This window comes from Micromonospora sp. H33, assembly GCF_052068455.1.
Taxonomy (GTDB): Bacteria; Actinomycetota; Actinomycetes; order Mycobacteriales; family Micromonosporaceae; genus Micromonospora.
This window is the reverse complement of record NZ_JBQHDE010000006.1, coordinates 186,592-211,008: the sequence shown is the minus strand read 5'-3', so window position 1 is coordinate 211,008 and position 24,417 is coordinate 186,592. Positions and strand designations below refer to the sequence as shown.

Here is a 24,417-nt window from a genome sequence, read left to right as displayed (position 1 = left end):
GTCAGGACACCAATCCGGTGAGTACGGCGAACGGGACCACGAGGTAGCCGGCGCACAGGACGACGGCGACGGCCAGGGCGACGTTCTTCGCCCGGCGCTCGCCCCGCGGGGTCTGCTGGCCGAGGCTGCGCAGCGCGCTGAAGACGCCGTGCCGCAGGTGGAAGCCGACCGCGACGACGGCCAGGGTGTAGAAGAGCGTGACGTACCAGCGCGCGGGCGCGAAGTCGGCGACCACGTTGGCGTACGGGCGGCTCGGGTCGCCGACCGGGTTCAGCGTGCCGGTGGTCAGGTCCAGGATGTGGTAGATCACGAAGAGCAGGATGATCACACCACCCCAGCGCATCGTGCGGGCGGCGTAGCTGCCCTGGATCTTCTTGCGGTGCGCGTACTGGACCGGGCGGGCGGCCCGGGCGCGCAGCGCGAGCGTGGTGGCGGCCCAGATGTGGGCGACCACCGACACCAGCAGCGCCATCCGCATGATCCACAGGAACCAGACGCCGGGCAGCAGCGGGGCGCCGATCTCGCGCAGCCAGTGGGCGTAGTGGTCGAACGACGACGCGCCCGTGAAGACCTTGAGGTTGCCGAGCATGTGCGCGACGAGGAACAGCACCAGGATGATGCCCGTCACCGCCATGACGGCCTTGAGGCCGACGCTGGAGCGGATGGGCGACCGAGTTCTCGTGACTACCACAAGCCCGACGCTAGGAGTGATTTGATCAGTCGTCCAATGCATCGACCTCGCAGTCTTGATAGCCATAGGCTATGTAGATGCAGCTCCATCAGCTCCGGTACTTCGTGGCGGTCGCAGAACTACGACATTTCACCCAGGCGGCCGACCAGGTCGGCATAACGCAGCCCTCACTGAGTAAGCAAATTCACGCTCTGGAGGCCGACCTGGGGGCGCCGCTGTTCGAACGGGTAAGGGGCAAGATCGGGCTCACCGCGGCGGGGGAGGTGCTGCTGCCGTTGGCCAAGCGGATCCTCGCCGACGTGGACACCGCGACCCGGGAGGTGCAGGAGCTGGTGGGCCTGCGGCGCGGGCGGGTCCGCCTCGGTGCCACCCCCAGCCTGGCCACCTCGCTCGCCCCGCCGGTGCTGCGCCGCTTCCGCGACGCCTACCCCACCGTGGACCTGCGGGTGGAGGAGGGCGGTTCGCAGGATCTGGTGCGCGACCTGCTGCGGGGCGACCTTGACCTGGCCTTGATCATCATGCCGGCGCAGGGTGCCGACCCGGGCCTGCGGGCCGACCCGATCCTCACCGAGAGCCTGGTGGTGGCCTCGGTGGACCCGGTGCCGACCGTGCCGCCCGGCGGCCACCTGCGCATCACCGACCTGCGCGGCCAGCCGCTGGTCATGTTCCGGGAGGGCTACGACCTGCGCGACGCCACCCTCCAGGCGTGCCGGGAGGCCGGCTTCGAGCCGACCCTCTCGGTCGACGGCGGGGAGATGGACGCCGTGCTGAGCTTCGTCGAGGCGGGGCTCGGGATCGCCCTGGTCCCCGGCATCGTGGTGGCCCGCCGGCCCGGCATCCGGGTCACCCGGCTCGCCCCGCCGGGCGTCCGCCGCACGATCGCGGTGGCCCGCCGTCGCGACGTGGTGCCCACCCACGCCGGCCGCGAGCTGCGCCGCATCCTGATGGAGTACGTCCACGACGCCACCGCGACCGACGACCTCCCCGCGGGCGTGGAGCCGCTCTGACGGTCAGCGGCCCTCGGCGTCGTCCATCGCGCGGTAGATCCGTTGCTCGCTCACCGGGTACGGGGTGCCGAGCGCCTGGGCGAACACGTTCACCCGCAGCTCCTCGATCATCCAGCGGATCTGCCGGACGGCCGCCGACTGCCGCTTGGTGGGCGGCAGCGCGGCCAGCAGGTCCGCGTACTCCTTCTGCACCGCCGTGATCCGGTCCTGCTGCTGCTTGTCGCGGGCCGGGTTACCCGGCAGCCGGTCCAGCCGGCGCTCGATCGCGGTCAGGTAGCGCAGCAGGTCGGGCAGGCGGGCGTACCCGGTCTCGGTGATGAAGCCGGCGTGCACCAGCCCGGTGAGCTGGTTGCGGATGTCGGCCAGGGCCGCCACGACCGCGAGGTTCCGGGTCGCGCCCAGGCGCTGCTCGATGGCGTACGCGGCAGCGAGCACCCGCCGGACGCGGTCCATCAGCTCGACGACGGTGTCCACCAGTCCGGCGCGCACGGTCTCGCGCAGTGCCGCGAAGCCCTCGGCGTCCCAGGCGGGGCCGCCCGCGTCGGCGACGAGCTTGTCGATCGCCGCGCCGGCCGCGTCCTCGATCAACGCCTGCACCCCGCCGTGCGGGTTGCGGCTTAGCGCCAGCTTCGCCTCGTTGGAGAGGCGCCCCTGGAGGAACTTCGCCGGCGACGGCACCGTCAGCCGCAGCAGCCGCCGGGTGCCCGCCCAGTGGGCGGCCTCCTGCTCGGCGGGGGAGTCGAACACCTTCACCCCCACCGTGGCGCCCTCGTCGACCAGCGCCGGGTACGCGGTGACCGCGTAGCCGGCGCGGACCTGCTCGATGGTGCGGGGGAGGGTGCCGATGCTCCACTCCGTCAGGCCGGTCCGGGCGACGTCCGGCGCGGCGGCCGCCACCACCTGGCGTACCTCCGCCTTGAGCTGGCGTTGCAGGGCCGGCAGGTCCTTGCCCTCGGCGACCGGCTTGTTCTCCTCGTCGAGCACCCGGAAGCTGACCCGCAGGTGGGCCGGGAGCCGGTCGACGTCCCAGGCGTCCCGGGGCACGGTCACCCCGGTCATCCGGCGCAGTTGCCGGGTGAGCGCGTCCAGCAGCGGCTCCTCGCCGGCCGGCATCTCCGCGAGGGCGGCACGGGCGTAGTCCGGCACCGGGACGAAGTTGCGCCGGACCGCCTTGGGCAGCGAGCGGATCAGCGCGATCACCAGTTCCTCGCGCAGGCCCGGCACCTGCCAGTCGAAGCTCTCCGTCGGCACCTGGTTGAGCAGGGGCAGCGGGATGTCCACGGTCACGCCGTCGGTCGGGGTGCCCGGGTCGAACGTGTACGTGAGCGGCAGGCTCACCCCGTCGGCCCGCCACTCGTCCGGGTAGTCGGCCTCGTCCACCCCGCCCCGGTCGTCGTTGACCAGCAGCTCGCGGGTGAAGGTGAGCAGGTCCGGCTGCTCCCGGCGGGTCTTCTTCCACCACGCGTCGAAGTGCCGCCCGGAGACCACGTCGGCGGGGATCCGCTCGTCGTAGAACTGGAAGATCGTCTCGTCGTCGACCAGGATGTCCCGCCGCCGCGCCCGGTTCTCCAGCTCCTCCACCTCGGCCAGCAACCGCTGGTTGTCCGTCCAGAACTGGTGGTGGGTCTGCCAGTCCCCCTCGACGAGGGCGTGCCGGATGAACAGCTCCCGACTCAGCGCCGGATCGATCCGGCCGAAGGTGACCTTGCGGGAGGTGACGATCGGGATCCCGTACAGGGTCACCTTCTCGTACGCCATCACCGCGGCCTGCTTCTTCTCCCAGTGCGGCTCGCTGTAGCTGCGCTTGACCAGGTGCTGGGCGAGCGGCTCGACCCACTCCGGCTCGATCCGCCCGTCGACCCGGCCCCAGAGCCGGGTGGTCTCCACCAGCTCGGCGGCCATCACCCAGCGTGGCGGCTTCTTGAACAGCGCCGACCCGGGGAAGAGCGCGAACTTCGCCCCGCGCGCCCCCAGGTACTCGTGCTTCTGCGGGTCCTTCAGCCCGATGTGGGAGAGCAGCCCGGCCAGCAGGGACTGGTGCACCTTCGGGGTGTCGATCTCCTCCGGCAGGTCCGCGCCGGCGTGCCGCCGCCCGTCGCCGTCGGGCGCGGCGTCCGCCGGACCCCGCCGGCCCCGCCGCCCGTCCCGCTCCTGTTCCGGGGTACGCAGGACCTGGCGGAGCTGGCTCACGATGTCCTGCCACTCGCGGACCCGCAGGTAGTTCAGGTACTCCGCCTTGCACATCCGCCGGAACGCGCTCGACGACAGGGTGCGCTGCTGCTCGCGCAGGTACCGCCACAGGTTCAGGTACGCGACGAAGTCCGACTCCTTGTCGGCGAACCGGGCGTGCGCCTGGTCGGCCTGGGCCTGCTTCTCCGCCGGGCGCTCACGCGGGTCCTGGATCGACAGCGCGGCCGCGATCACGACCACCTCGGTGGCGCACCCGTTGCGCTCGCCCTCGAGCACCATCCGGGCCAGTCGCGGGTCCACCGGCAGTTGGGCGAGCCGCCGGCCGAGCGGGGTGAGCCGCTTCGCCGGGTCGGTCTCGGCCGGGTCCAGGGCACTCAGCTCGTGCAGCAGGTTCACGCCGTCGGCGATGTTGCGCCGGTCCGGCGGATCGATGAACGGGAACGCGGCGATGTCGCCGAGCCCGATCGCGGTCATCTGGAGGATGACCGACGCGAGGTTGGTCCGCAGGATCTCCGGGTCGGTGAACTCCGGGCGGGAGAGGAAGTCCTGTTCGTCATAGAGCCGGATACAGATGCCGTCCGAGGTACGCCCGCAGCGCCCCTTGCGCTGGTTGGCCGACGCCTGGGAGACCGGCTCGATGGGCAGCCGCTGCACCTTCAACCGGTGGGAGTAGCGGGAGATGCGGGCGGTGCCCGGGTCCACCACGTACTTGATGCCCGGCACGGTCAGCGAGGTCTCCGCGACGTTGGTGGCGAGCACGACCCGGCGCCCGGTGTGCGGGGCGAAGACACGGTGCTGCTCGGCGGTGCTCAGGCGCGCGTACAGGGGGAGGATCTCGGTGCCCAGCAGCGACCGTTTCTTCTGCACCAGCTTGCCGAGCGTCTCCGCGGTGTCCCGGATCTCCCGCTCGCCGGAGAGGAAGACCAGGATGTCGCCGGGACCCTCGGCGGCGAGTTCCTCCACCGCGTCGCCGATGGCCTGGATCTGGTCGCGGACGATCTCCTCGTCCGCCTCGTCCTCCGACTCGGTCACCTCGACCAGCGGCCGGTACCGCACCTCCACCGGGTACGTCCGCCCGGAGACCTCCACGACCGGGGCGGGGTTGCCCTCGGCGTCGGCGAAGTGCCGCGCGAACCGGTCGGTCTCGATGGTCGCCGAGGTGATGATCAGCTTGAGGTCGGGGCGGCGGGGCAGGAGCTGCTTGAGGTAGCCGAGGATGAAGTCGATGTTGAGGCTGCGCTCGTGCGCCTCGTCGACGATGAGCGTGTCGTACTGGCGCAGCATCCGGTCGGTCTGCAACTCGGCGAGCAGGATGCCGTCGGTCATCAACTTGACCAGGCTGTGCTCGCTGACCTGGTCGGTGAAGCGGACCTTGTAGCCGACCACGTCGCCCAGCTCGGTGCCCAGCTCCTCGGCGATCCGGTCGGCGACCGTCCGCGCGGCCAGCCGGCGGGGCTGGGTGTGCCCGATCAGTCCGTTGATCCCGCGCCCCAGCTCCAGGCAGATCTTGGGCAGCTGGGTGGTCTTGCCGGAGCCTGTCTCGCCCGCGACGATCACCACCTGGTGGTCGCGGATCGCCGCCGCGATGTCGTCCCTGCGCTCGCTGACCGGCAGCGCCGGCGGGTAGGTGATCGCCGGTACGGCGGCCCGCCGGCTCGCCAGCCGCGCCTCGGCCCGTGCCACGTCCGCGGCGATCTCGGCCAGCGCCGACTCCCGGCGCTGCGGGTCGCGCAGCTTCCGGACGCCGTCCAGTCGCCGCTGGAGGCGGCGCTGGTCGCGGAACATCAGGGGGTTCAGGCGGCGGTGCAGCTCGCGTACGGTGTCGGGCGCGGCGGAGGCGGCTTCTTTCTGCATGTCGTCGCCAAGGATAGGCAGGGCGGCCGCCCAGCGCCCCGGGGTTATCGGCGTGCGCCCCGTCTAGAGTTGACCGCCGACGTCGACCACGGGGGCGGGACCATGACGATGCGGGACACCGACCGGGCGTTGGTGCAGGCCGCCATGGCGGTGGCGAAGCTGCGCTGCCGCGGCGACCGGCACACCGTGGCGGCGGCCGCGCGGACCGCCGACGGGCGGGTCTTCAGCGGGGTGAACGTGCGCCACGCCACCGGTGACCTGTGCGCCGAGGTCGTCACGGTCGGTGCCGCCGCCACGCAGGGTGTCACCGAGCTGGAGACGATCGTCGGCGTGGGAGACCGGGGGCGGGAGGTGCTGCCGCCGTGCGGGCGCTGCCGCCAGGTGCTGCGTGACTACTTCCCCGAGATCCGGGTGATCGTCGGGCCGGTGGACGCCCTCCGGGTCGTGCCGATCGGCGAACTCCTGACCGGGTCGGACGCCCGGCCGGACCAACTGCCCGACGAGGCGGCGCCGCCCTCGCGCGTCGGCTGACCCGCGGTCCTGACCGGCCCGGGTTGCCGGTCAGTCGCCGGCCGCCGCCTCCAGCATCGAGCGGGGGACCGGCACGCTCTCGAAGCGGAGAATCCCCTCCGGAACCATCCAGCTCATCACCTGGACGGCCAGCCGCCCGGCGCGCACCGCCGGGTCGTTCGCGTACAGCTCGCGGGCCTCGTCGGGCGAGATGGAGAGCACCATGAATCCGCGCAACCGTTCGTCGTCCGCGTCGACGAACGGTCCGGCGGCGAGGACGAGACCCTGCTCCACCAGCCCGGCCTGATGCGCCAGGTGGGCGTTCTGGAGTCGGTCGAGCGCCTCCGGCGGCAGCTCCGGCGCGTCCGGCGGGCGGACCAGGAGGACGACCGTGTGCTGGTCGAATCGCATTCCCTCAGGTTAGGGGGTGCCGGAGACTGCGTCCGCTCGATCGACCGGCGCTGGTTAGGTGCCCTCCGGCTGGTCAGCTAAGGTAAGGCGTACCTAAGCGCCGCCCGTGCAGGAGACCCGTGACCACCCTCGCCACCCGGCCCGCCCCGGCCGGTTCCCCCACCCGTGGGCGCGTCGGCCGTCGGCTGGCGGTCACGGCGGCGGCGGCCTTCGTTCTGCTGCTGGCGGTGCTGGCGAGCTTCGCCCTGGGCAGCCGCCCGCTCACCGTCGACCAGGTGTGGCACGCGCTGGTGGCTCCCGACGTCGGGGAGGCCACCACCATCGTCCGGGAACTCCGGATGCCGCGGACCGCGCTCGGCCTGGCCGTCGGGATGGCGCTCGCCGTGGCCGGGGTGCTGCTCCAGGCGCTGACCCGCAACCCCCTGGCCGAACCCCGGATCCTCGGCATCAGCGCCGGTGCCTCGTTCGGCGTGGTGCTGGCCATCTCGGTGTTCGGGGTCTCCACCCTCGCCGGATACGTCTGGTTCGGCATCACCGGCGCGCTCGGCGCCGGCGTGCTGGTCTTCGCCGTCGCCGCCCGCGCCCGCGAGGGCGCCAGCCCGGTCACCCTCGCGCTGGTCGGCGCGGCCCTCGACGCGAGCCTGGCCTCGATCGTGTACGCGCTGCTCAGCATCGACGCGCGCACCTTCGAGGAGTACCGGTTCTGGGTCGTCGGCGGGCTCGCCGGCCGGGACCTGTCCGTCGCCGCGCAGGTGTTCCCGTTCGTCCTCGCCGGCCTGGTGCTGGCCGCCCTGGTGGCGCGGAGCCTGGACGCCCTCGCCCTCGGCGACGACGTGGCGCGGGGGCTCGGTCACCGGATCGGGCTGGTCCGCCTCGGCGGGGGCGCCGCCGCCGTGCTGCTCACCGGTGCCGCGGTCGCCGCTGCCGGCCCGATCGCCTTCGTCGGCCTCGCCGTCCCGCACCTGGCCCGGGCCCTGGTCGGCGCGGACCACCGCTGGACCCTCGCGCTCTCGGCCCTGCTCGGGCCCACGTTGCTCCTCGGCGCGGACGTGGTCGGCCGGCTCGTCGACCCGCCGGGCGAGGTGCCGGCCGGCATCGTCACCGCGCTGATCGGCGCGCCCCTGCTCGCGATCATGGTCCGCCGCGCCAAGGTGGTGACCGCGTGAGTGCCGTGCTCGCCGTGCTGCCCGGGCGGTCACTCCTGAAGGTCGGGCCGGTCAGCGTGCAGATCCGCCGCCGGGCGGTGCTCGTCGCCGCCGTGCTCGTCGTGCTGCTGGTCGTTGCGGGCGTGCTGAGCATGTCCCTCGGCACCCCGTACGTCGCCGCTCCGGACGTGCTGCGTGCGCTCTCCGGCGCCGGCACCCCGTACGACCTGGTGGTGCTCGACCTTCGGCTGCCCCGGTTGGTGCTCGCGGCCGCGGCCGGCGCGGCGTTCGGGGTGGCCGGCACGCTGATCCAGAGCGTGGCCCGCAACCCGCTCGCCAGCCCGGACGTCATCGGCATCACCCAGGGCGCCGGCCTCGCCGCCACGGTGGCCCTGACCACCGGCGCCGCCGCGGTTCTGGTCGCGCCGAGCGCCCTGGTCGGCGGGCTGGTCGCCGCCGGCCTGCTGTTCGTCCTCGGCGCCCGGCACGGGCTGGCCGCCCAGCGGTTCGTGCTTGCCGGTGTGGCGGTGGCGTTCGCACTGCGGGCGCTTATCGAGGTGGTCCTGCTGACCGCCGACCCGATCGACGGGCTGCGGGCCCAGATCTGGCTGATCGGTACCCTCGCCGGCAAGGGCTGGACGGAGACGGTGTGGATCACCGCGACGCTGGTCGCGCTCCTGCCCGTGCTGGCCTGGGCCGGCTGGGCCCTCAACAGCAGCGCCCTGGACGACGACACCGCCCGCGGCATCGGGCTGCGGCCGGTGGCCCGCCGGATCGGGCTGGCCGGCACCGGCGTGCTGGTCGCCGCGATGGTCACCGCCCAGGTCGGCGCCGTCGACTTCGTCGCCCTGGTCGCCCCGCAACTGGCCCGTCGCCTGGTTCGCGCCGAGCGTCCGCCGCTGGTGTGCGCGGCACTGCTGGGCGCGCTGCTGCTGGTGCTCGCCGACCTGGCCGGCCGGCGGCTGTTCGCGCCGACCCAGTTGCCGGCCGGTGTGCTCACCGCCGCCATCGGCGGCCCGTACCTCATGTTCCTGCTGCTCCGCGGCCGCCGGAGGTCGTCGTGACGACGGTGGTCGAGCGGGCCCGCGGCGCCGTCGTGCCGCCCGGGTCCGCGCCGGTGTGCGCTGTCGTCGTGACCGCCCGGCGGCTGTCGCCCGCCGCCCCTCGGAAGGAGGTCTGATGCTCTCCACCCGCGACCTGGTCGCCGGCTACGACGAGCGGACCGTGCTGGACGGGCTCGACCTCGACCTGCCCCGCGACGCGTTCACCGTGATCGTCGGGCCGAACGCCTGTGGCAAGTCCACGCTGCTGCGCACGATGGCCCGCCTGCTCACCCCTCGCCGGGGAACGGTGCTGCTCGACGGCGCCGCCATCCGGGACCTGCCCACCCGCGAGGTCGCCCGGCGGCTCGGGGTGCTGCCGCAGAGCCCGCTGGTGCCCGAGGGGGTGACCGTCACCGACCTGGTCGGGCGGGGCCGGCAGCCGTACCAGCGCTGGTGGCGGCAGTGGTCGACGGAGGACCGGGAGGCGGTGGACCGGGCGATGGCCCTCGCCGACGTCGCCGGTCTGGCCGACCGCCCGGTCGACACCCTCTCCGGCGGGCAGCGCCAGCGGGTCTGGATCGCGATGACGCTCGCACAGGACACCGAGGCGCTGCTGCTCGACGAGCCGACCACCTTCCTCGACCTGGCTCACCAGGTCGAGGTGCTGGACCTGCTGCACCGGCTGCGCTCCGAGCGGGGCCGGACGGTCGTCGCCGTGCTGCACGACCTCAACCAGGCCGCCCGGTACGCCGACCACCTCATCGCCATGCGCTCCGGCGCCGTCGTCGCGGCCGGACCGCCCCGGGACATCCTCACCGCCGACCTGGTGCGGGACGTCTTCGGGCTCGACTGCGTCGTCGTGCCCTGCCCGGTGACCGGCGCCCCGCTGGTGGTGCCCGGCCTCACCAGCCCGTCCCTGGCGCCGCTACCCGGCGCTGGACACTCCGCCGACCCGATCGTGGCGGGCGCCGCTCCGGCGTCCCGCCCCTCCGCCGACGACGCGGGGACTCCGCGCGCCGGCTCGTACCCCTCGAAAGGACACTGATGCGTCGTCTCGCCGCCGCCCTCACCGCGGCGCTCGCCCTCGGCGTCGGTCTCACCGCCTGCGGTGAGAGCGACCCGGTCGCCGGCAGTACCACCGGGGAGACCCGGGAGATCACCCACGCGATGGGCACCACGAAGGTGCCCGCCGAGCCCAAGCGCGTCGTCGTGCTCGACACCGACAAGATCGACACCGCGCTGTCGCTGGGCGTCACGCCGGTCGGCGCCGCCACCGCCGGTCAGGCGAAGAGCTGGCCGACCTACTTCGGCGAGGAGAAGCTCGCCGGCATCAAGGAGGTCGGCGTGCTCACCGAGCCCGACCTCGAGGCGATCAACGCCCTGAAGCCGGACCTGATCCTCGGCAGCAAGTTCCGCCAGGAGAAGTTCTACGACGAGCTGGCCGCGATCGCGCCCACCGTCTTCACCGAGAAGGTGGGCATCACCTGGAAGGAGAACTTCCTCCTCGACGGCAAGGCGCTCGGCAAGGAGCAGCAGGCGCGCGACCTGCTCACCACCTACGAGACCCGGGCAAAGGAGTTCGGCGCCAAGCTCGGCGACGCCGCCACCCGCAAGATCTCCATCGTCCGCTTCATGCCGACCGAGATCCGGGTGTACGGGCCGGACTCGTTCTCCGGCATCGTCATCGGCGACACCGGCCTGGGCCGTCCCGAGCGGCAGCTGCTCACCGGCAAGGAGGACCGGCGGATGGACCGGGTGAGCCCGGAGCGGATCGGCGAGGTCGACGGAGACGTCATCTTCGTGACCGCGTACGGCGAGAAGGCCGCCGCCGAGCAGGCCAAGGTCACCGCCGGCGCCCTCTGGAAGGGCCTCCCGGCCGTCAAGGCGGGCAAGGCGCACGTCGTCTCCGACGAGATCTGGATGACCGGCATCGGCGTCGGCGCCGCCAACAAGATCATCGACGACCTGGAGAAGCACCTGTCGGCCTGACGCCCATAGAACTGCAGCACTTTCACGGAAAGAGTGGCTATCCCGCGACGGATGGCCACTCTTTCCGTGAATGAGGCGGGCCATTCCGTGGGCGAGCCAGCAGCCAGGATCAGCGCCGCCGGGAGTTGATGACGGTACGCAGTTCGGTGAGGAAGCCCTGGAAATCGTCCCGCATGCGCTGACTGGTGATGTGCAGAACGATCCAGTCATCGCCGAGGATCCTGTTCAGGCGCCGCCGGTCTCGGTGGAACTGGGCCGGATCATGGTGCCAAACGCCCTCGTACTCCACGGCGATCTTGAGGTCCGGCCAGGCGAGGTCAACGCGTGCGATGAAACGTCCAGCCCGGCTGATGACGTGTTGGGTGACCGGCGGCGGAAGGCCGGCTTTGACGAGGCGTACCCGCAGCCGTGACTCGGGCAGTGACTCGGCGCCGCCGTCGCTCAGGCTCAGCGCCTCGGCGAACCTCCGCCATCCTCGTTCACCGCGGCGTTCGTCGAGGTAGCGCTCAAGATCGTGAAGCTCCGCCACACCGGCGTGCCGCAGCGAGTCGATGAGGGCGACGGAGTCCTCCAGGTCCAGCCAGCAGGCCACGTCCCAGCATGTGCGGGCGACGGTGGTGACGGGAATGCCCTCGATCCGCTGCACGTCTCCTTCCCGCCACGCCGCCACATGGATGCGAAGGCCATCCAACGGACCGAATCGCGCGGACGGTTCGACCACCACCTCGACGGGTGCGCTGGGCCCGGGTTGCGGCCCTCCGTGCATGCTCGCCGCCGAGTGGCCGGCGATGGCGCATCCCGGCGGCAACAGCCAAGAGGCCGCGGCGCGACAACGGGCGCGGTGCGAGATTTCGAGGCGGGCGTCGGCGTAGACGTTCTGGAAGAGCCGCTGCCAGGCACTACTCCGAAGATCGTTCTTGGTCAGCAGGCCACGACGGACGACTTCCCTGGCGAAGAACACCCGACCGACCAGTTCCGGTGGGCGGCGCGGCACACGAGACATGCGCTAACCCTCACCCACCAAGCCCGACGATCTCCACCCCTGTGGACAACGCCCCTCATCGCCCTGCACTTTCAGAGAAAGAGTGGCTATCCGGCGAGGAATAGCCACTCTTTCTCTGAAAGTGCGCCCTCTGAGCGGGGGTGGGGAGGCGGGGGGTGGGGGGTGGGGGGTGGGGGGTGGGGGGTCAGGCGGCGGTGGTCCAGAGGGACTGGAAGGCGGCGGCTTCGCCGGCCAGCCAGCGTTCGATCTCCTCGGGCTTCGCCCTGTCGGGCATGCGGTGCGTCTGGCCGCGGCGGACGTCGACCAGGACCGGCTCGGCGTGCGGCAGGACCGCGTCCATGTGGCGGGCCATCAGGTGGAGTGTGGCGAGCACCGTCTCGTCGCTGGGCGGGGTCTCGTCGAAGTGCAGGCGGACCGCCTCGGCGCGCCCGTCCGCATACCGGATGCCGAAGTGCGGATTGATCTTGACGGGCAGGTCGCCGAGCAGGGCGAGCGCGTCGCGGGTCTGGGCCAGGTCGACCGACTGCGGCTCGCCGAGGGACTGCAGCCAGGCCGTGGCCCCCGGCACCAGCGCCTGGTAGAGCGGGCGCCACCGGGGCTTGACGGCGTCGACCACGTGGTCGAGGTGGGTGCCCCCGGTGTGGAAGGCGATGTCGGCCTTGAGCGCCTTGACGAACTGGCCGTGCGGGTTGAAGCCGGAGCGGCTGGCCCGCTGCTTGCGAAGGCCGCCGACGAAGGTGGCCTTGGTGGGCCCGGTGCGGTCCACGTACCGGGTGAAGCCGAGGAGCGTGGCGTAGGGGGCGAGCGGGGTGGCGGAGGTGGGCGCGGTCACGAGCATCCTCCCAGGTCAGCAGCTCGATTAGTACATACATTCTAATCGACAACCCTGACATCGCCCAGCGATTGACTTGATTGCTGCTGCCGTATCGGGCAGGGGCCGACGGCCCCGGAGCGGGGGTGAAGGTTTTCTTCTTGTTGAGTTGATGCATGGAAAGGTATTGACGGAAGGCCGGCCCCGGGGTGAAGGTGACCGCATCGTCCACGCGTCCGACCAGGGGGTCCGATGCAGTTGTCCACGAGATCGAGGAGCAGGCGCACCCTGCTCGCCGCTGCCGCCGCCCTCGCCATGGCGGTCACCCCGTTCACCGCCGGCCCCGCCGCCGCCGAACCCCTCGACCGGCAACAGCAGTACGCCGCCGCGGCCGCCGAGTTCGGCGTGCCGGAGAGCGTCCTGCTCGCCGTGTCGTACCTCGAGTCCCGCTGGGACACCCATCCCGGAAAACCGAGCACCAGTGGCGGCTACGGCCCGATGCACCTCACCGACGCCGCCCACGTCCTCGCATCGACCGCCGACGGCCACATCGACGAGGGCGAGGACCCGCGCGGCGACGAGGCCCGGCCACTGACCGTGGTCGCTCCGGCCGGAGACGGGACCGCCCCGGCCGCTCCGGCCGACACCGCGCTGCAGACCCTCCAGGCCGCCGCCGCCCTGACCGGCGCCAGCGAGGAGGTGCTGCGATCCGATCCGGCGACGAACATCCGCGGCGGAGCGGCGCTGCTCGCCGCGTACCAGCAGGAACTGGGTGGCCCGGTCAACGCGGCCAGCGACCCGGCGGCCTGGTACGGCGCGGTGGCCCGCTACTCCGGCGCCGGCGCCGAGGACACCGCGGCCGCCTTTGCCGACGAGGTGTACGGCCAGCTCCGGGCAGGCGCGAGCCGGACGACCGACGACGGGTACCGGGTGACCCTGCCGGCCCGGGCGGTCAGCCCCGACGAGTCGGCCCTGCACCGGCTCGGGCTGCGGCGCGCGGAGCGGCCCGACGGCCTGGAGTGCCCAATCGGCATCGGCTGCGAGTGGATCCCGGCGCCGTACGAGAAGTACGGCACCCGGCCGGGTGACTACGGCAACTACGACCTGGGCAACCGCCCGGCCCAGCAGAAGATCGAGTACATCGTCATCCACGACACCGAGGGCTACTTCTGGCCCAGCGTCAACCTGGTCAAGGACCCGAAGCGGGTGGGCTGGCACTACACGCTGCGCTCTGTGGACGGCCACATCGCCCAGCACATCAAGACCAAGGACGTCGGCTGGCATGCCGGCAACTGGTACGTCAACGCCAAATCCATCGGCCTGGAGCACGAGGGCTTCGCCGGCCATGGGACCTGGTACACCGAGGCGATGTACCGCACCTCGGCCAAGCTGGTCCGGCACCTGGCGCTACGGTTCAACATCCCGTTGGACCGGCAGCACATCATCGGGCACGACAACGTCCCGGGCACCGTGCCGTCGACCGTCGCCGGGATGCACTGGGACCCAGGGCCGTACTGGGACTGGTCGCACTACTTCGACCTGCTGAAGGCGCCGTTCCGGTCTACCGGCACGCCGCACACCGGCCTGGTGACCATAGACCCCGAGTTCGCCGACAACCAGCCGGCGTTCACCGGGTGCTCGCGCCAGCCCCCAGGTGTGCCGAACCCGCTTCCCCCGGTCACCCACCCCTGCCCGCTGCGCGCCTCGTCGGCAGTGCTGCTGCGCAGCGCGCCGAGCCACGACGCGCCGCTGGCCGTGGACCTCGGCGAGCACCCTGACGGGTCCCCGGGCACCATGTACGTCCCGGACCACAGCGCCCGTGCGTCGGCCGGGCAGACGTACGCGGTGGCCGAGGTGCGTGGCGACTGGACGGCGATCTGGTACCTCGGCCAGAAGGCCTGGTTCCACAACCCGGAGTCGGCACGCACCGGGAAGTGGGCCACCGGCTTCGTGGTGACGCCGAAGCCCGGCAAGGCCACCATCCCGGTGTACGGGCGGGCCTACCCTGAGCGGGACGCCTACCCCACCGGTGTGCCCTACCAGGCGATCACCCCGCTGCAGTACACGCTCTCCGCCGGCCAGCGGTACGCGGTGGGCGGGGTGCTGCCGAGCGAGTACTACCGGGCCGTCACCTTCGACGGATCGGCCCCGGGTGATTGGACCGTGATCCGCGGAGACCTGCGCTACGTGCAGGTCCAGTTCGGTCACCGGATCGGCTACGTGAACCTGGACGACGTCCAGGTCCTGCCGTCTGCGGTCGGCGCTCCAGAGTGAGCCGCCCGGCCTGAGTCGGGGCTTGTCACCGAGCCGTCATGAACGCCGAGGGCCCGCGGTCGGTCGACCGGGGGCCCTCGTGCGGTTAGCGGGGAAGCGCGATCAGGGTCGGCCCCCTACCGGCGATGTCCCACGGCGACCGGCCGAGTGACCAGGACCGTACCGCCGGTCAACCGTTCACGGTCGACGTAGCTGGCGGCTACGTTCCGTGTCGACTGCGGCGGTTCCGGTGCCCGACAACCTCTCAAAGCTGTCCGACCGCGGTGATCCGCACGACCGCGGCGCCGGCCTCGTCGGACGCCTCGAGGTCCACCTCGGCGCTGATGCCCCAGTCGTGGTCGCCCTCGGGATCGTCCAGGATCTGCCGCACCGTCCACGTCGAGCGGCCCTGCTCGATCATGAGCAGCGCCGGCCCGCGCGCGTCCGGCCCCACCCCGATCGAGTCGTACGCCTCGAAGTACGGCTCCAGCGCGTCCGCCCACGCGTCGGCGTCCCACCCGTCCCCGGCGTCCAGCTCCCCGAGGAGATCCCACCGGCGCAGGGCGGCGAGCTCCACCCGGCGGAACAGGGCGTTGCGTACGAGCACCCGGAACGCCCGCGCGTTGCGCGTGACCGCCGCCGGCCGGTCGTCCAGCGCCGCGGCGACCTCCTCGACGTCGGACGGGTTGCGCAGTCGCTCCCACTCGTCGATGAGGCTGGAGTCAACCTGGCGGACCAGTTCGCCCAACCACTCGATGAGGTCGATCAGCTCCTCGGTCTTGGCGTCCTCGGGAACGGTCTGCCGCAGCGTCTTGTACGCGTCGGCGAGGTACCGCAGCACCAGACCCTCGGAGCGGGACAGTCCGTAGAACTGCACGTACTCGGTGAAGGTCATCGCCCGCTCGTACATGTCCCGGACGACCGACTTGGGGGCGAGCTGGTGGTCGGCGACCCACGGGTGGCCCTGCCGGTACATCTCGTACGCGCTCTCCAACACCTCGGCGAGCGGCTTGGGCCAGGTCACCTCGTCGAGCAGTTCGAGGCGGGCCTCGTACTCGATGCCCTCGGCCTTCATCGCGGCGACCGCCTCGCCGCGGGCCTTGAACTGCTGCGCGGAGAGCACCTGGCGGGGGTCGTCGAGGATCGACTCGATCACGCTGAGCACGTCGAGGGCGTACGCCGGGGACTCCCGGTCCAGCAGTTCGATCGCCGCGAGGGCGAGCGGCGACAGCGGCTGGTTCAGCGCGAAGTCGAGCTGGAGGTCGACGGTGAGCCGGACGCGCCGCCCGGTCTCGTCCGGCTCGGGGAGCTCCTCGACCACGCCGCCGGCGCGCAGCGCCCGGTAGATCGCGATGGCCCGGCGGATGTGCCGGCGCTGGGCGGCCCGGTCCTCGTGGTTGTCGGTGAGCAGGTGCCGCATCGCCGCGAAGGCGTCGCCGGGGCGGCCGATGACGTTGAGCAGCATCGAGTGGCTGACCTGGAAGCTCGAGGTCAGGGGCTCCGGCTCCGCCTCGACCAGGCGCTGGAAGGTCGGCTCGCCCCAGCCGATGGACCCCTCCGGCGGCTTCTTCTTGACCACCTTGCGGCGCTTCTTCGGGTCGTCGCCCGCCTTGGCCAGGGCCTTCTCGTTCTCGATGACGTGCTCGGGCGCCTGGACGACCACCCGCCCGAGGGTGTCGAAGCCGGCCCGCCCGGCCCGCCCGGCGATCTGGTGGAACTCGCGGGCCTTGAGCAGCCGGGTCCGTACCCCGTCGTACTTCGACAGGCCGGTGAACAGCACCGTGCGGATCGGTACGTTGATGCCGACACCGAGGGTGTCGGTCCCGCAGATGACCTTGAGCAGGCCGGCCTGGGCGAGCGTCTCGACGAGGCGGCGGTACTTGGGCAGCATGCCCGCGTGGTGGACCCCGATGCCGTGCCGGACCAGCCGGGACAGGGTCTTGCCGAAGCCGGAGGTGAACCGGAAGTTCCCGATCGCCGCCGCGATCAGGTCCTTCTCGGCGCGGGTGCAGACGTTCACGCTCATCAGCGCCTGGGCGCGTTCCAGCGCGGCGGCCTGGGTGAAGTGCACGACGTACACCGGGGCCTGCTTGGTCTCCAGCAGCTCCTCCAGCGTCTCGTGCATCGGTGTCATCGCGTACGAGAAGAGGAGCGGGACCGGCCGCTCGGCGGTGCGGACGACGGCGGTCGGCCGGCCGGTGCGCCGGGCCAGGTCGTCGACGAAGCGGGTGGTGTCGCCGAGCGTCGCGGACATCAGGACGAACTGCGCCTGCGGCAACTCGATCAGTGGCACCTGCCACGCCCAGCCGCGGTCCGGCTCGCTGTAGAAGTGGAACTCGTCCATGATCACCTGGCCGACGTCGGCGCGGGCGCCCTCGCGCAGCGCCAGGTTGGCCAGGATCTCGGCGGTGCAGCAGATGACCGGGGCGTCCGGGTTGACGCTGGCGTCGCCGGTGAGCATGCCGACGTTCTCGGCGCCGAACACCTCGCAGAGCGCGAAGAACTTCTCCGACACCAGGGCCTTGATCGGGGCGGTGTAGAAGGTCGTCCGGTTGTCGGCCAGGGCGGCGAAGTGCGCCGCGATCGCGACCAGGCTCTTGCCGGAGCCGGTCGGGGTGTTCATGATCAGGTTCGCGCCGGAGACGATCTCGATGACCGCCTCCTCCTGGTGGGGGTAGAGGTCGAGGCCGCGCTCCTTCGCCCAGCCGGCGAACGCGTCGTAGAGGGTGTCGGGGTCGGCGCTGGCCGGCAGCGCGGCGGTGAGTGTCATGGCGTGTCCATGGTGCCTGGATCATGGCACCGCGCGCCAACCGGGGCCAGCCGGCTGTTAACAGGGGGCCCTTCCACCTCGCCAGGCGTTAAGAAGGGGCCCTTCCTTTCACCGCCGGCGGTAGATCAGGTCGGTGATCGGGCGGCCGGCATTCAGGGCGCGGCGCTCGAACTTCGTCACCGGACGGTGCGCGGGGCGCGGGGCGAAGCCGTCGTGGGCGTTCACCAGCCCCGGGTCGGCGTCCAGCGTCTCCCGCATCGCCTCGGCGTACTCGGCCCAGTCCGTCGCGCAGTGCAGCGTGCCGCCGGGAGCGAGCCGGGAGCGCAGCAGTGCCACGTGGGCCGGCTGGATGATCCGCCGCTTGTGGTGCCGCGACTTCGGCCACGGGTCCGGGAAGAAGACGTGCACCGCGTCCAGCGATGCCTCGGGCAGGCCGCTGACCAGGTCCAGGGCGTCGCCCCGGGCCACCCGGACGTTGCCCAGCCCGTGCCGTTCCACCAGGTCGAGGAGGTTGGCGATTCCGGGCGTGTGCACCTCGACCGCCAGATAGTCTCGATCCGGGTCGGCCACTGCCATCGCCGCGGTGGTGTCGCCCATCCCGGAACCGATCTCGAGCACCAGCGGGGCCCGGCGGGGGAACAGGTGGGCCAGGTCCACCGGCGTGCCGGGCACCTCCGGGACGTCCAGGCCGTGGACCGGCCAGAGCCGCTCCAGCGCCGCGGTCTGGCGGGCGGTCATCCGGCCGCGACGCGGGTGGAAGGTGCGGACGCTCCGCGCGGGGGCGGTGGCGGGGAAGTCGGTGGCGGTCACAGCGATCCGAGCGTACGCGAGGACCGCGCCGCATCGGATGTGATGTACGACGGGGGATGAGAGGATCCACCCGTACGGCAGACCGGGCGTCTGTGGTGCCCGGCTCGGTGCGCCGGGAGGGGGTTGTGGTGGCGGTGACCCGCGGTGGCCTCGCGCTCTCGATCGCGGCCGCGATCGCCGGGCCACTGCTCGCCGCGGCCGCGGCCCCGCTGCTCGCCGCCGCGCCCGCCGCAGCCGCCCCGCCGCGCGCCGCCAGCCTGGCCCGTGCCGCGCCGCCCGACGGCCGTCCGCTCACCGGTCCACCGGCCGCCCGTCCGGTCGGCACGTGGGCCGTTCCGGTCGCCGCGCCGGCGCCCTCCGGTGCGCCGCAGCCGCAGCCGCCGAGCGTCTTCGTCGAGGTGAGCCCGAGCACCGTCCAGCCCGGCTTCCTGGTCGGCATCCGGGCGAGCTGCCCGGACAACTCGATCCCGGCGGTCGTCTGGTCCGACGCGTTCGGGCGCGTCCAGGTGCAGCCGCAGCGCGGGTTGCTGACGGCGACGCCGATGGTGCGGGAGCGCACGCTGCCCGGTAACTACCGGGTCAAGCTGGAGTGCCGGGGCGGCGAGAGCGCGTCGACGATGCTCCAGGTCGTGAAGTCGGTCCGGCCCAGTCGCGGCCCGGCCACCGGTTTCGGCGGCACCGCCGGTGACGCGGCCGGCGGGCTGCTGCTCCCGGGTGGGATCGCGCTGACGGTGACCGGCGTGGTGGTGTGGTTGGTGTCCCACCGTCGATCGCGTGGCGCGGCGCGACGCTGACCACGATCATGGCCACGTCCTCCGCCGCCAAACCGGCCGCCCGTACGGCCCGCCGGTCCCCGTGGTCGGTTCCGCTGGCCGTGGTGCTGGTGCTGGTCGGGGTCTTCGCGACCGGCGCCGGGCTCGGGCGCACTGTCGGCCCGCTGGACTGGGCCACCACGGCGAACGCCGACCGGCCGGCCCGCGGCGAGCGGGGTGGTCTGGGCGCGAGCCGCCCGGTGCGCCTGGCCGTACCCGCCATCAAGGTGTCGGCCCCGGTCGAGCCGGTGGGACAGGCCCGGGACGGTTCGATCGCCGTACCGCCGCTGGAACGCGCCGAGGAGACCGGCTGGTACGACCGCGGCCCGACCCCGGGGGAGTCGGGCTGGGCCGTCATCGTCGGCCACGTCGACACCAAGCGCGGCCCGTCGGTCTTCCACGACCTGCACAAGCTGCGCCCGGGGGACACGATCGAGGTGACCCGCGCCGACGACTCGGTGGTGGTGTTCCGGGTGGACTCGGTGGAGCACTTCCCCAAGGACCAGCTTCCCGCCGACCGGGTCTACCGCGACGAGGGTCCGCCCGGCCTGCGCCTGATCACCTGCGGCGGCGACTGGGTCGGTGGCGGCACCGGCTACGCCGACAACGTCATCGCCTTCGCCACCCTGGACTCCTCCCGCACCCCGTGAGGCGTGGCCGCGCGGCTCCGGGTGGGTCAGGCGCGGGGTGTGACGGCCTGGACCACCTCGAACTCCAGCAGGCTGGCGCCCGAGGCCACCGGCTTGCGGGGCTGCTCACCGGGGGCGGCGGCGTGGGCGGAGCGGGCGGGACCGGCGGCCCAGGCCTGGTACGCCTCCTCGCTCTCCCAGCGGGTGTAGACGAAGTACCGGTTCTCGCCGGCGACCGGGCGCAGCAGCTCGAAGCCGAGGAAGCCCGGGGAGTTCTCCACCGCACCGGCCCGGGCGGCGAAGCGCTTCTCCAGCTCCGCACCGGCTCCCGGCGGGACGTCGATCGCGTTGATCTTCACGACTGCCATGGCTCCACCCTAGTCACGGCGCGCGGCTCGGCTGTCCCGGACGGGACGCGGCCCCGTTGCGGGCGGTGGCGGAGGACAGCCGGGGCGCGGGTGCGGCCCGGCGCCGTCAGAACGACTCGACGGCCGGGACCAGGTCGGCGTCGACGACGATCGGGGCGTGGTCGGAGGGGCCCTTGCCCTTGCGGGCCTCCCGGTCCACGTACGCGGAGCGGACCGTGCGGGCGAACGGCGCCGAGGCGTACACCAGGTCGATCCGCATGCCCTTGTTCTGGTGGAACATCCCGGCCCGGTAATCCCAGTAGGTGAACGGGTGGGGGCCCTTCATCGGGGTCGGCACCACGTCGGCCAGGCCCAGGTCCCGCAGCGCCGCGAGGGCGGCGCGCTCGGCGGGCGTGACGTGGGTGGAGTGGGTGAACAGCGCCGGATCCCACACGTCCGCGTCGGTGGGGGCGACGTTGAAGTCGCCGCAGACCGCCAGCGGCAGCCCGCCGGTCAGCTCGACCTCCAGCGCGTCCCGCAGGGCCGCGAGCCAGGCCAGCTTGTACGCGTAGTGCGGATCCTCCGGGGTGCGGCCGTTCGGAACGTACACCGACCAGACCCGCAGCCCGTCACAGGTGGCGGAGAGGGCGCGGGCCTCCGGGTCGGGGAAGCCGGGCTCGCCGGGGAACCCGACCGTGACGTCGGCCAGGCCGACCCGGGACAGGATGGCGACACCGTTCCACCGGCCGTCGCTGTGGCTGGCCACCGTGTAGCCCAGTTCGCCGACCTCGGCGACCGGGAACGCCCCGTCCGGGCACTTCGTCTCCTGGAGGCAGACGACGTCGGGCTTCGTGCCGGACAGCCAGTCGAGCAGCCGGGGCAGGCGGGCCTTCACGGAGTTGACGTTCCACGTCGCCAGGCGCATGCCTCCAGCCTGCCTGATCCGTCGCCGGCCCGCCGCCCGGCGCGGTGCGTGTCGCTCCGGGCGGCGGACTCGAGGTGTTGACGAGGGCCTTCCTCTACCGCGGGCGTCGGTAACGGGCCCTTCCCACCTCAGCTGCCCGGGGTGTCGTTCGGGCGGGTCTGCTCGGCCAGGAAGCGTTCGAGTTCGGCGCCGAGTTCGTCCGCGGTCGGCAGGGAGCCGGCCTCGGGGGCGAGCAGGTTCTTCTCGCCGCGCCCGCGGGCGAACGCGTCGTACTGCTCCTCGAGGGCGTGGACCAGCGCGGTGGCGTCCTCGGTCTGGGCGACCTGCCGGTCGATTTCGACCCGGACCACCTCGGCGGCGGCCCGCAGGCCGTCGCGGGGCAGGAGCAGCCCGGTGCTGCGGGAGACCGAGGCGAGGAGCACCTCGGCGGCCGCCGGGTACTCGGTCTGGGCCACGTAGTGCGGCACGTGGGCGGCGAAGCCGAGCGCGTCCCGGCCCTGCTCGCCGAGGCGGTACTCGATCAGGTGGCCCACGCTGCCGGGCACCTGCACCCGCTGGAGCCACGGCTCGTACCCGGCGATGAGGTCGCGGCGGGTGGCGTGCGCGGTGACGCCGGTGGGGCGGGTGTGGGGGACCGCCATCGGGATGGCGTTCAGGCCGACGGTCAGCCGGACGTCCAGCCGTGCGGCGAGCCCGGCGACGGCCGCCACGAAACGCTCCCACTGCAGGTCCGGCTCGGGGCCGGTGAGCAGCAGGAACGGGGTCTCGTCGTCGTCGTGGAGCAGCTGCAGCTCCAGCGCCGGGGCGTCGTACGACTCCCAGTGGTCCTCGACGAAGGTCATCACCGGCCGGCGTGAGCGGTAGTCGAAGAGCTGGTCCAGGTCGAACCGGGCGATCGGCCGCGCGTCGAGCGACGTGAGCAGCTGCTCGCGGGCGAGCCGGGTGGCGTTGCCGGCGTCGACGAAGCCGGACAGCGCCTGGATCAGGACCGGCTGACCGAGGTCGGGCAGATCGTCGACGAGTTCGTAGAGCTCGTGTGGGTCGAGCACCGGTGCGGACCTCCCTGGGATGTGCCTACGGGTCGTCGCTCGCGGACGGCACCCGGTTGGGGGAACGTACCCGCCATCCTGATGCATTCCTGCGTGCCGTTACCTCTCAGTGCGCTCTGGTGAGCGTTGGAGCGGTAGTCCCGCCTTGCGGTGGGACGGTCCCGGTCTTGCCCGCGGGTGCGGTGCCGGGTTGACGTTTCACTGCCGCCGGCCCGCCGGGGCGGGTCTTCTGGTCGGCTCCACGTCCTGCCACCGGGCCACTCCCGGCGGTTGTTGCGTCAGCTGCGATTGCGGCTAGGTTGCGGGCGGCGTTGAGGTCCCGGTCGATGACCAGGCCGCACGTCTCGCACTGGTATTCGCGCTCGGACAGGGCGAGTTTGGTTTTCACCGCGCCGCAGTCCGAGCAGGTCTTGGAGGATGGATACCAGCGGTCGGCCACGAGCAGCCGGCCGCCGCTCCATTCGGTCTTGTAGTCGAGTTGCCGCCGCATCTCGGCGAACCCGGCGTCGGCGATGTGCCGGGCCAGGCGCCGGTTGGCGAGCATGCCCGACACGTTGAGGTCTTCGACGACGATCGTGCCGTAGGTGGCGGCGAGTCGGGTGGTGAGCTTGTGCAGGCCGTCGCGGCGTAGATTCGCCACGCGGGCGTGCGTCCGGCCGAGCCGGGCTTGGGCGCGCTGCCACCGCTTTGACGGCCGGCGTCCGGTGCGCCGGTCCGGGCCGGCCTTGCGGGACAGGCTCCGGCCGAGCGCACGCAGGCTGCGCTGCGCCTGGTGGAGGTGCCGGGGGTTCGGTTCGAGCTGCCTGGTGGACAGGACGGCGAGGTGCGTGACGCCCACGTCCACACCCACCACCGACCCGGGCCGGGCCGGGCGGCGCTCGGGCCGCTCCACTGACACTGTGAATGCGACGTGCCAGCGTCCGCCGTCGCGGCGCACAGTGGCGGACATGATCCGGGCGGTGCCGTTGTCGAGGCGGCGGGCGAGCTTGCGGGCCGACTCGTGCAGCTTCAACCGGCCCAGCCGCGGCAACACCACGTGCTTGCGGTCCGGCTCGACCCGGATCGCGCCGGTGGTGAACCGCACGGACGGCGTCGAACGGCGGCGGGATTTGAACCGCGGGAACCCGGCCGGCCGCCCAGTCCGCTGACCCGACCGGGAGTCTGACCAGTGCTTCAACGCGCGGGCGAGCGCGTCCAGACCGGTGTTGAACGCCTCCTTCGAACATTCGGCCCACCACGGCGCCACCTCGACCTTCACCGCGTTCCACGCCTTGCGAAGCGCAGGCAGCGACCACGACACGGCCGCAGTAAGCCGGTCATCCGGCACGCCGTAGGTGCGCTCGGCGGCCCGCTGGTCCATCACCGCCTTCACCCGCGCCAAAGCCCAGTTGTGCGCCACCCGCGCCGCGCCGGCGTGCGCCAGCACCGCCCGCTCCTGCGCGGGGGTCAAGTCGAGGGCGAACCGGTACGCCTGGATCGTCCTCACGCCGAGCCGTCCCCGGCATCCTCGATGATCCGCTGGGCCTGGCCTATGGCAAGAATCTCTCGTGCCCGGAGGATGCCGCTCATCGCCTCGTGCGACGGCAGCACATCGCGCCATCCCCAGAATCCACCCGCAGCGTTGATCACCAACTCGCGGACCAACCCCGGCGGCGGCCCGCCACTCGGCCCATGTCCGGTGACGCAGAAGTAGCCGTCGCAGGACTCCACCCTGCCCGGCCTCATCGTTTGAGTCCTGAAGCAGCGATCGCACGACACCACGATCTTCCGTGGCGTCATCGCTCCTCCCGCTGGCTGATCGCCGCCTCGACAGCACGGCGGGCACGGTCAGCTGCCGCGCAGCCGTACAAGCGGGCGCACCGCGAGGTCAGGACTTCGGTCACATCCCGCACCAAGTCGTCGTCGACCTCGGCTGGGTCCTTCAAGATTCCTGACCACCATAGGCCACCAACGACCGCCAAAGATTCCCGACGCGCCATCAGCTGACTACCCCTCCGGGCGTGCCGTAGGACGGCCGTCCGCCGCCCGGCGGCGACCGGAAAGCGGACGCTGGCATCCGCCGAACGGACGACGATGGTGATCACGACCGGTCCGGGCGGTACGCTCCCGCCACAGTGGACGGTTCCCGGTCCGGCATCCGGGGTACAGACGTTGTCGCTGCGAGGTAC

21 protein-coding genes and 1 pseudogene are annotated in these 24,417 nt (G+C 72.4%); 9 read left to right on the top strand and 13 right to left on the bottom strand.

The genetic code is table 11. The features are described from left to right. Position 1: 1 nt before the first annotated feature. Positions 2–733 (bottom strand): succinate dehydrogenase cytochrome b subunit, encoded by a 732-nt coding sequence (locus ACTMS0_RS16740; RefSeq protein ID WP_441156118.1) that lies wholly within the window; start codon positions 731–733, stop codon positions 2–4. 35 nt (positions 734–768) lie between these two features. Between ACTMS0_RS16740 and ACTMS0_RS16735 the strand changes: the two genes are divergently transcribed. Further along, positions 769–1,698, top strand: a complete 930-nt coding sequence (locus ACTMS0_RS16735; protein WP_441156117.1) for a LysR family transcriptional regulator — start codon at positions 769–771, stop codon at positions 1,696–1,698. Positions 1,699–1,701: 3 nt separating this feature from the next. Here the strand turns inward: ACTMS0_RS16735 and hrpA are convergent, their stop codons facing one another. Further along, a complete protein-coding gene (hrpA, locus tag ACTMS0_RS16730; protein WP_441156116.1) occupies positions 1,702–5,742 on the bottom strand; it encodes an ATP-dependent RNA helicase HrpA in 4,041 nt (1,346 codons plus the stop codon). 102 nt (positions 5,743–5,844) lie between these two features. Between hrpA and ACTMS0_RS16725 the strand changes: the two genes are divergently transcribed. Next, complete coding sequence (locus ACTMS0_RS16725) at positions 5,845–6,273, top strand: cytidine deaminase family protein (RefSeq protein ID WP_441156115.1); 429 nt, start codon at positions 5,845–5,847, stop codon at positions 6,271–6,273. 30 nt (positions 6,274–6,303) lie between these two features. Here the strand turns inward: ACTMS0_RS16725 and ACTMS0_RS16720 are convergent, their stop codons facing one another. Further along, a complete protein-coding gene (locus ACTMS0_RS16720) occupies positions 6,304–6,663 on the bottom strand; it encodes a YciI family protein (RefSeq protein WP_441156114.1) in 360 nt (119 codons plus the stop codon). Between the two features lie 119 nt (positions 6,664–6,782). On the opposite strand from ACTMS0_RS16720, the gene ACTMS0_RS16715 reads away from it, so the two are divergent. The 4 genes from ACTMS0_RS16715 to ACTMS0_RS16700 all read left to right on the top strand — a co-directional run bounded on the left by ACTMS0_RS16715 (position 6,783) and on the right by ACTMS0_RS16700 (position 10,840). Further along, positions 6,783–7,829, top strand: a complete 1,047-nt coding sequence (locus ACTMS0_RS16715; RefSeq protein WP_441156113.1) for a FecCD family ABC transporter permease — start codon at positions 6,783–6,785, stop codon at positions 7,827–7,829. After that, positions 7,826–8,872: a FecCD family ABC transporter permease gene (locus tag ACTMS0_RS16710; RefSeq protein WP_441156112.1), complete on the top strand. Its 1,047-nt coding sequence runs from the start codon at positions 7,826–7,828 to the stop codon at positions 8,870–8,872. Before ACTMS0_RS16715 ends, ACTMS0_RS16710 begins: the two co-directional genes overlap by 4 nt. Positions 8,873–8,987: 115 nt before the next feature. Beyond that, positions 8,988–9,896: an ABC transporter ATP-binding protein gene (locus ACTMS0_RS16705; protein ID WP_441156111.1), complete on the top strand. Its 909-nt coding sequence runs from the start codon at positions 8,988–8,990 to the stop codon at positions 9,894–9,896. Continuing rightward, positions 9,896–10,840 (top strand): ABC transporter substrate-binding protein, encoded by a 945-nt coding sequence (locus ACTMS0_RS16700; protein ID WP_441156110.1) that lies wholly within the window; start codon positions 9,896–9,898, stop codon positions 10,838–10,840. Before ACTMS0_RS16705 ends, ACTMS0_RS16700 begins: the two co-directional genes overlap by 1 nt. A 109-nt stretch (positions 10,841–10,949) precedes the next feature. Here the strand turns inward: ACTMS0_RS16700 and ACTMS0_RS16695 are convergent, their stop codons facing one another. Both ACTMS0_RS16695 and ACTMS0_RS16690 read right to left on the bottom strand, forming a co-directional pair. Then, on the bottom strand, positions 10,950–11,843 hold the full coding sequence (locus ACTMS0_RS16695; protein ID WP_441156109.1) for an endonuclease domain-containing protein: 894 nt from the start codon (positions 11,841–11,843) through the stop codon (positions 10,950–10,952). Positions 11,844–12,027: 184 nt separating this feature from the next. Further along, complete coding sequence (locus ACTMS0_RS16690; protein ID WP_441156108.1) at positions 12,028–12,675, bottom strand: hypothetical protein; 648 nt, start codon at positions 12,673–12,675, stop codon at positions 12,028–12,030. 231 nt (positions 12,676–12,906) lie between these two features. On the opposite strand from ACTMS0_RS16690, the gene ACTMS0_RS16685 reads away from it, so the two are divergent. Then, entirely contained in the window at positions 12,907–14,928 is a 2,022-nt protein-coding gene (locus ACTMS0_RS16685) for an N-acetylmuramoyl-L-alanine amidase (protein ID WP_441156107.1), read from the top strand. Between the two features lie 244 nt (positions 14,929–15,172). Here ACTMS0_RS16685 and ACTMS0_RS16680 read toward each other — a convergent pair whose 3' ends face one another. Both ACTMS0_RS16680 and trmB read right to left on the bottom strand, forming a co-directional pair. Then, the gene (locus ACTMS0_RS16680; protein ID WP_441156106.1) at positions 15,173–17,677 is read right to left on the bottom strand and encodes a DEAD/DEAH box helicase; all 2,505 of its coding nucleotides are present in this window, start codon (positions 17,675–17,677) and stop codon (positions 15,173–15,175) included. Positions 17,678–17,785: 108 nt separating this feature from the next. After that, positions 17,786–18,487: a tRNA (guanosine(46)-N7)-methyltransferase TrmB gene (gene trmB / locus ACTMS0_RS16675; protein ID WP_441156105.1), complete on the bottom strand. Its 702-nt coding sequence runs from the start codon at positions 18,485–18,487 to the stop codon at positions 17,786–17,788. A gap of 125 nt (positions 18,488–18,612) precedes the next feature. Here trmB and ACTMS0_RS16670 point away from each other — a divergent pair, with 125 nt between their 5' ends. Both ACTMS0_RS16670 and ACTMS0_RS16665 read left to right on the top strand, forming a co-directional pair. Further along, a complete protein-coding gene (locus ACTMS0_RS16670; protein WP_441156104.1) occupies positions 18,613–19,281 on the top strand; it encodes a hypothetical protein in 669 nt (222 codons plus the stop codon). Positions 19,282–19,289: 8 nt separating this feature from the next. Continuing rightward, on the top strand, positions 19,290–19,949 hold the full coding sequence (locus ACTMS0_RS16665) for a class F sortase (RefSeq protein WP_441156103.1): 660 nt from the start codon (positions 19,290–19,292) through the stop codon (positions 19,947–19,949). A gap of 26 nt (positions 19,950–19,975) precedes the next feature. On the opposite strand, the gene ACTMS0_RS16660 is transcribed toward ACTMS0_RS16665, so the two are convergent. From ACTMS0_RS16660 to ACTMS0_RS16635, 6 genes and pseudogenes are all read right to left on the bottom strand, one after another. Beyond that, positions 19,976–20,296: an antibiotic biosynthesis monooxygenase family protein gene (locus ACTMS0_RS16660; RefSeq protein ID WP_441156102.1), complete on the bottom strand. Its 321-nt coding sequence runs from the start codon at positions 20,294–20,296 to the stop codon at positions 19,976–19,978. A 106-nt stretch (positions 20,297–20,402) separates the two neighbouring features. Continuing rightward, positions 20,403–21,200 (bottom strand): exodeoxyribonuclease III, encoded by a 798-nt coding sequence (locus ACTMS0_RS16655; protein ID WP_441156101.1) that lies wholly within the window; start codon positions 21,198–21,200, stop codon positions 20,403–20,405. Positions 21,201–21,328: 128 nt separating this feature from the next. After that, positions 21,329–22,249 (bottom strand): proteasome assembly chaperone family protein, encoded by a 921-nt coding sequence (locus ACTMS0_RS16650; RefSeq protein ID WP_441156100.1) that lies wholly within the window; start codon positions 22,247–22,249, stop codon positions 21,329–21,331. Positions 22,250–22,355: 106 nt separating this feature from the next. Further along, positions 22,356–23,735: an IS607 family element RNA-guided endonuclease TnpB gene (tnpB, locus tag ACTMS0_RS16645; RefSeq protein WP_441156099.1), complete on the bottom strand. Its 1,380-nt coding sequence runs from the start codon at positions 23,733–23,735 to the stop codon at positions 22,356–22,358. After that, positions 23,732–24,028: a hypothetical protein gene (locus tag ACTMS0_RS16640; protein WP_441156098.1), complete on the bottom strand. Its 297-nt coding sequence runs from the start codon at positions 24,026–24,028 to the stop codon at positions 23,732–23,734. Before ACTMS0_RS16640 ends, tnpB begins: the two co-directional genes overlap by 4 nt. After that, positions 24,025–24,168: pseudogene (locus ACTMS0_RS16635) on the bottom strand (IS607 family transposase); the annotation flags it as partial. The gene ACTMS0_RS16640 and the pseudogene ACTMS0_RS16635, both read right to left, overlap by 4 nt. Between the last annotated feature and the right edge of the window lie 249 nt (positions 24,169–24,417).

What these genes read in the sequence shown, in the direction of transcription:
- ACTMS0_RS16685 (WP_441156107.1), top strand. Translation starts at nt 12,907, where the DNA reads ATGCAGTTGTCCACGAGATCGAGGAGCAGGCGCACCCTGCTCGCCGCT.
- ACTMS0_RS16725 (WP_441156115.1), top strand. Translation starts at nt 5,845, where the DNA reads ATGACGATGCGGGACACCGACCGGGCGTTGGTGCAGGCCGCCATGGCG.
- ACTMS0_RS16695 (WP_441156109.1), bottom strand. Translation starts at nt 11,843, where the DNA reads ATGTCTCGTGTGCCGCGCCGCCCACCGGAACTGGTCGGTCGGGTGTTC.
- ACTMS0_RS16735 (WP_441156117.1), top strand. Translation starts at nt 769, where the DNA reads ATGCAGCTCCATCAGCTCCGGTACTTCGTGGCGGTCGCAGAACTACGA.
- ACTMS0_RS16665 (WP_441156103.1), top strand. Translation starts at nt 19,290, where the DNA reads ATGGCCACGTCCTCCGCCGCCAAACCGGCCGCCCGTACGGCCCGCCGG.
- ACTMS0_RS16660 (WP_441156102.1), bottom strand. Translation starts at nt 20,296, where the DNA reads ATGGCAGTCGTGAAGATCAACGCGATCGACGTCCCGCCGGGAGCCGGT.
- ACTMS0_RS16680 (WP_441156106.1), bottom strand. Translation starts at nt 17,677, where the DNA reads ATGACACTCACCGCCGCGCTGCCGGCCAGCGCCGACCCCGACACCCTC.
- hrpA (WP_441156116.1), bottom strand. Translation starts at nt 5,742, where the DNA reads ATGCAGAAAGAAGCCGCCTCCGCCGCGCCCGACACCGTACGCGAGCTG.
- ACTMS0_RS16740 (WP_441156118.1), bottom strand. Translation starts at nt 733, where the DNA reads ATGCATTGGACGACTGATCAAATCACTCCTAGCGTCGGGCTTGTGGTA.
- ACTMS0_RS16720 (WP_441156114.1), bottom strand. Translation starts at nt 6,663, where the DNA reads ATGCGATTCGACCAGCACACGGTCGTCCTCCTGGTCCGCCCGCCGGAC.
- ACTMS0_RS16705 (WP_441156111.1), top strand. Translation starts at nt 8,988, where the DNA reads ATGCTCTCCACCCGCGACCTGGTCGCCGGCTACGACGAGCGGACCGTG.
- ACTMS0_RS16700 (WP_441156110.1), top strand. Translation starts at nt 9,896, where the DNA reads ATGCGTCGTCTCGCCGCCGCCCTCACCGCGGCGCTCGCCCTCGGCGTC.
- ACTMS0_RS16655 (WP_441156101.1), bottom strand. Translation starts at nt 21,200, where the DNA reads ATGCGCCTGGCGACGTGGAACGTCAACTCCGTGAAGGCCCGCCTGCCC.
- ACTMS0_RS16640 (WP_441156098.1), bottom strand. Translation starts at nt 24,028, where the DNA reads ATGACGCCACGGAAGATCGTGGTGTCGTGCGATCGCTGCTTCAGGACT.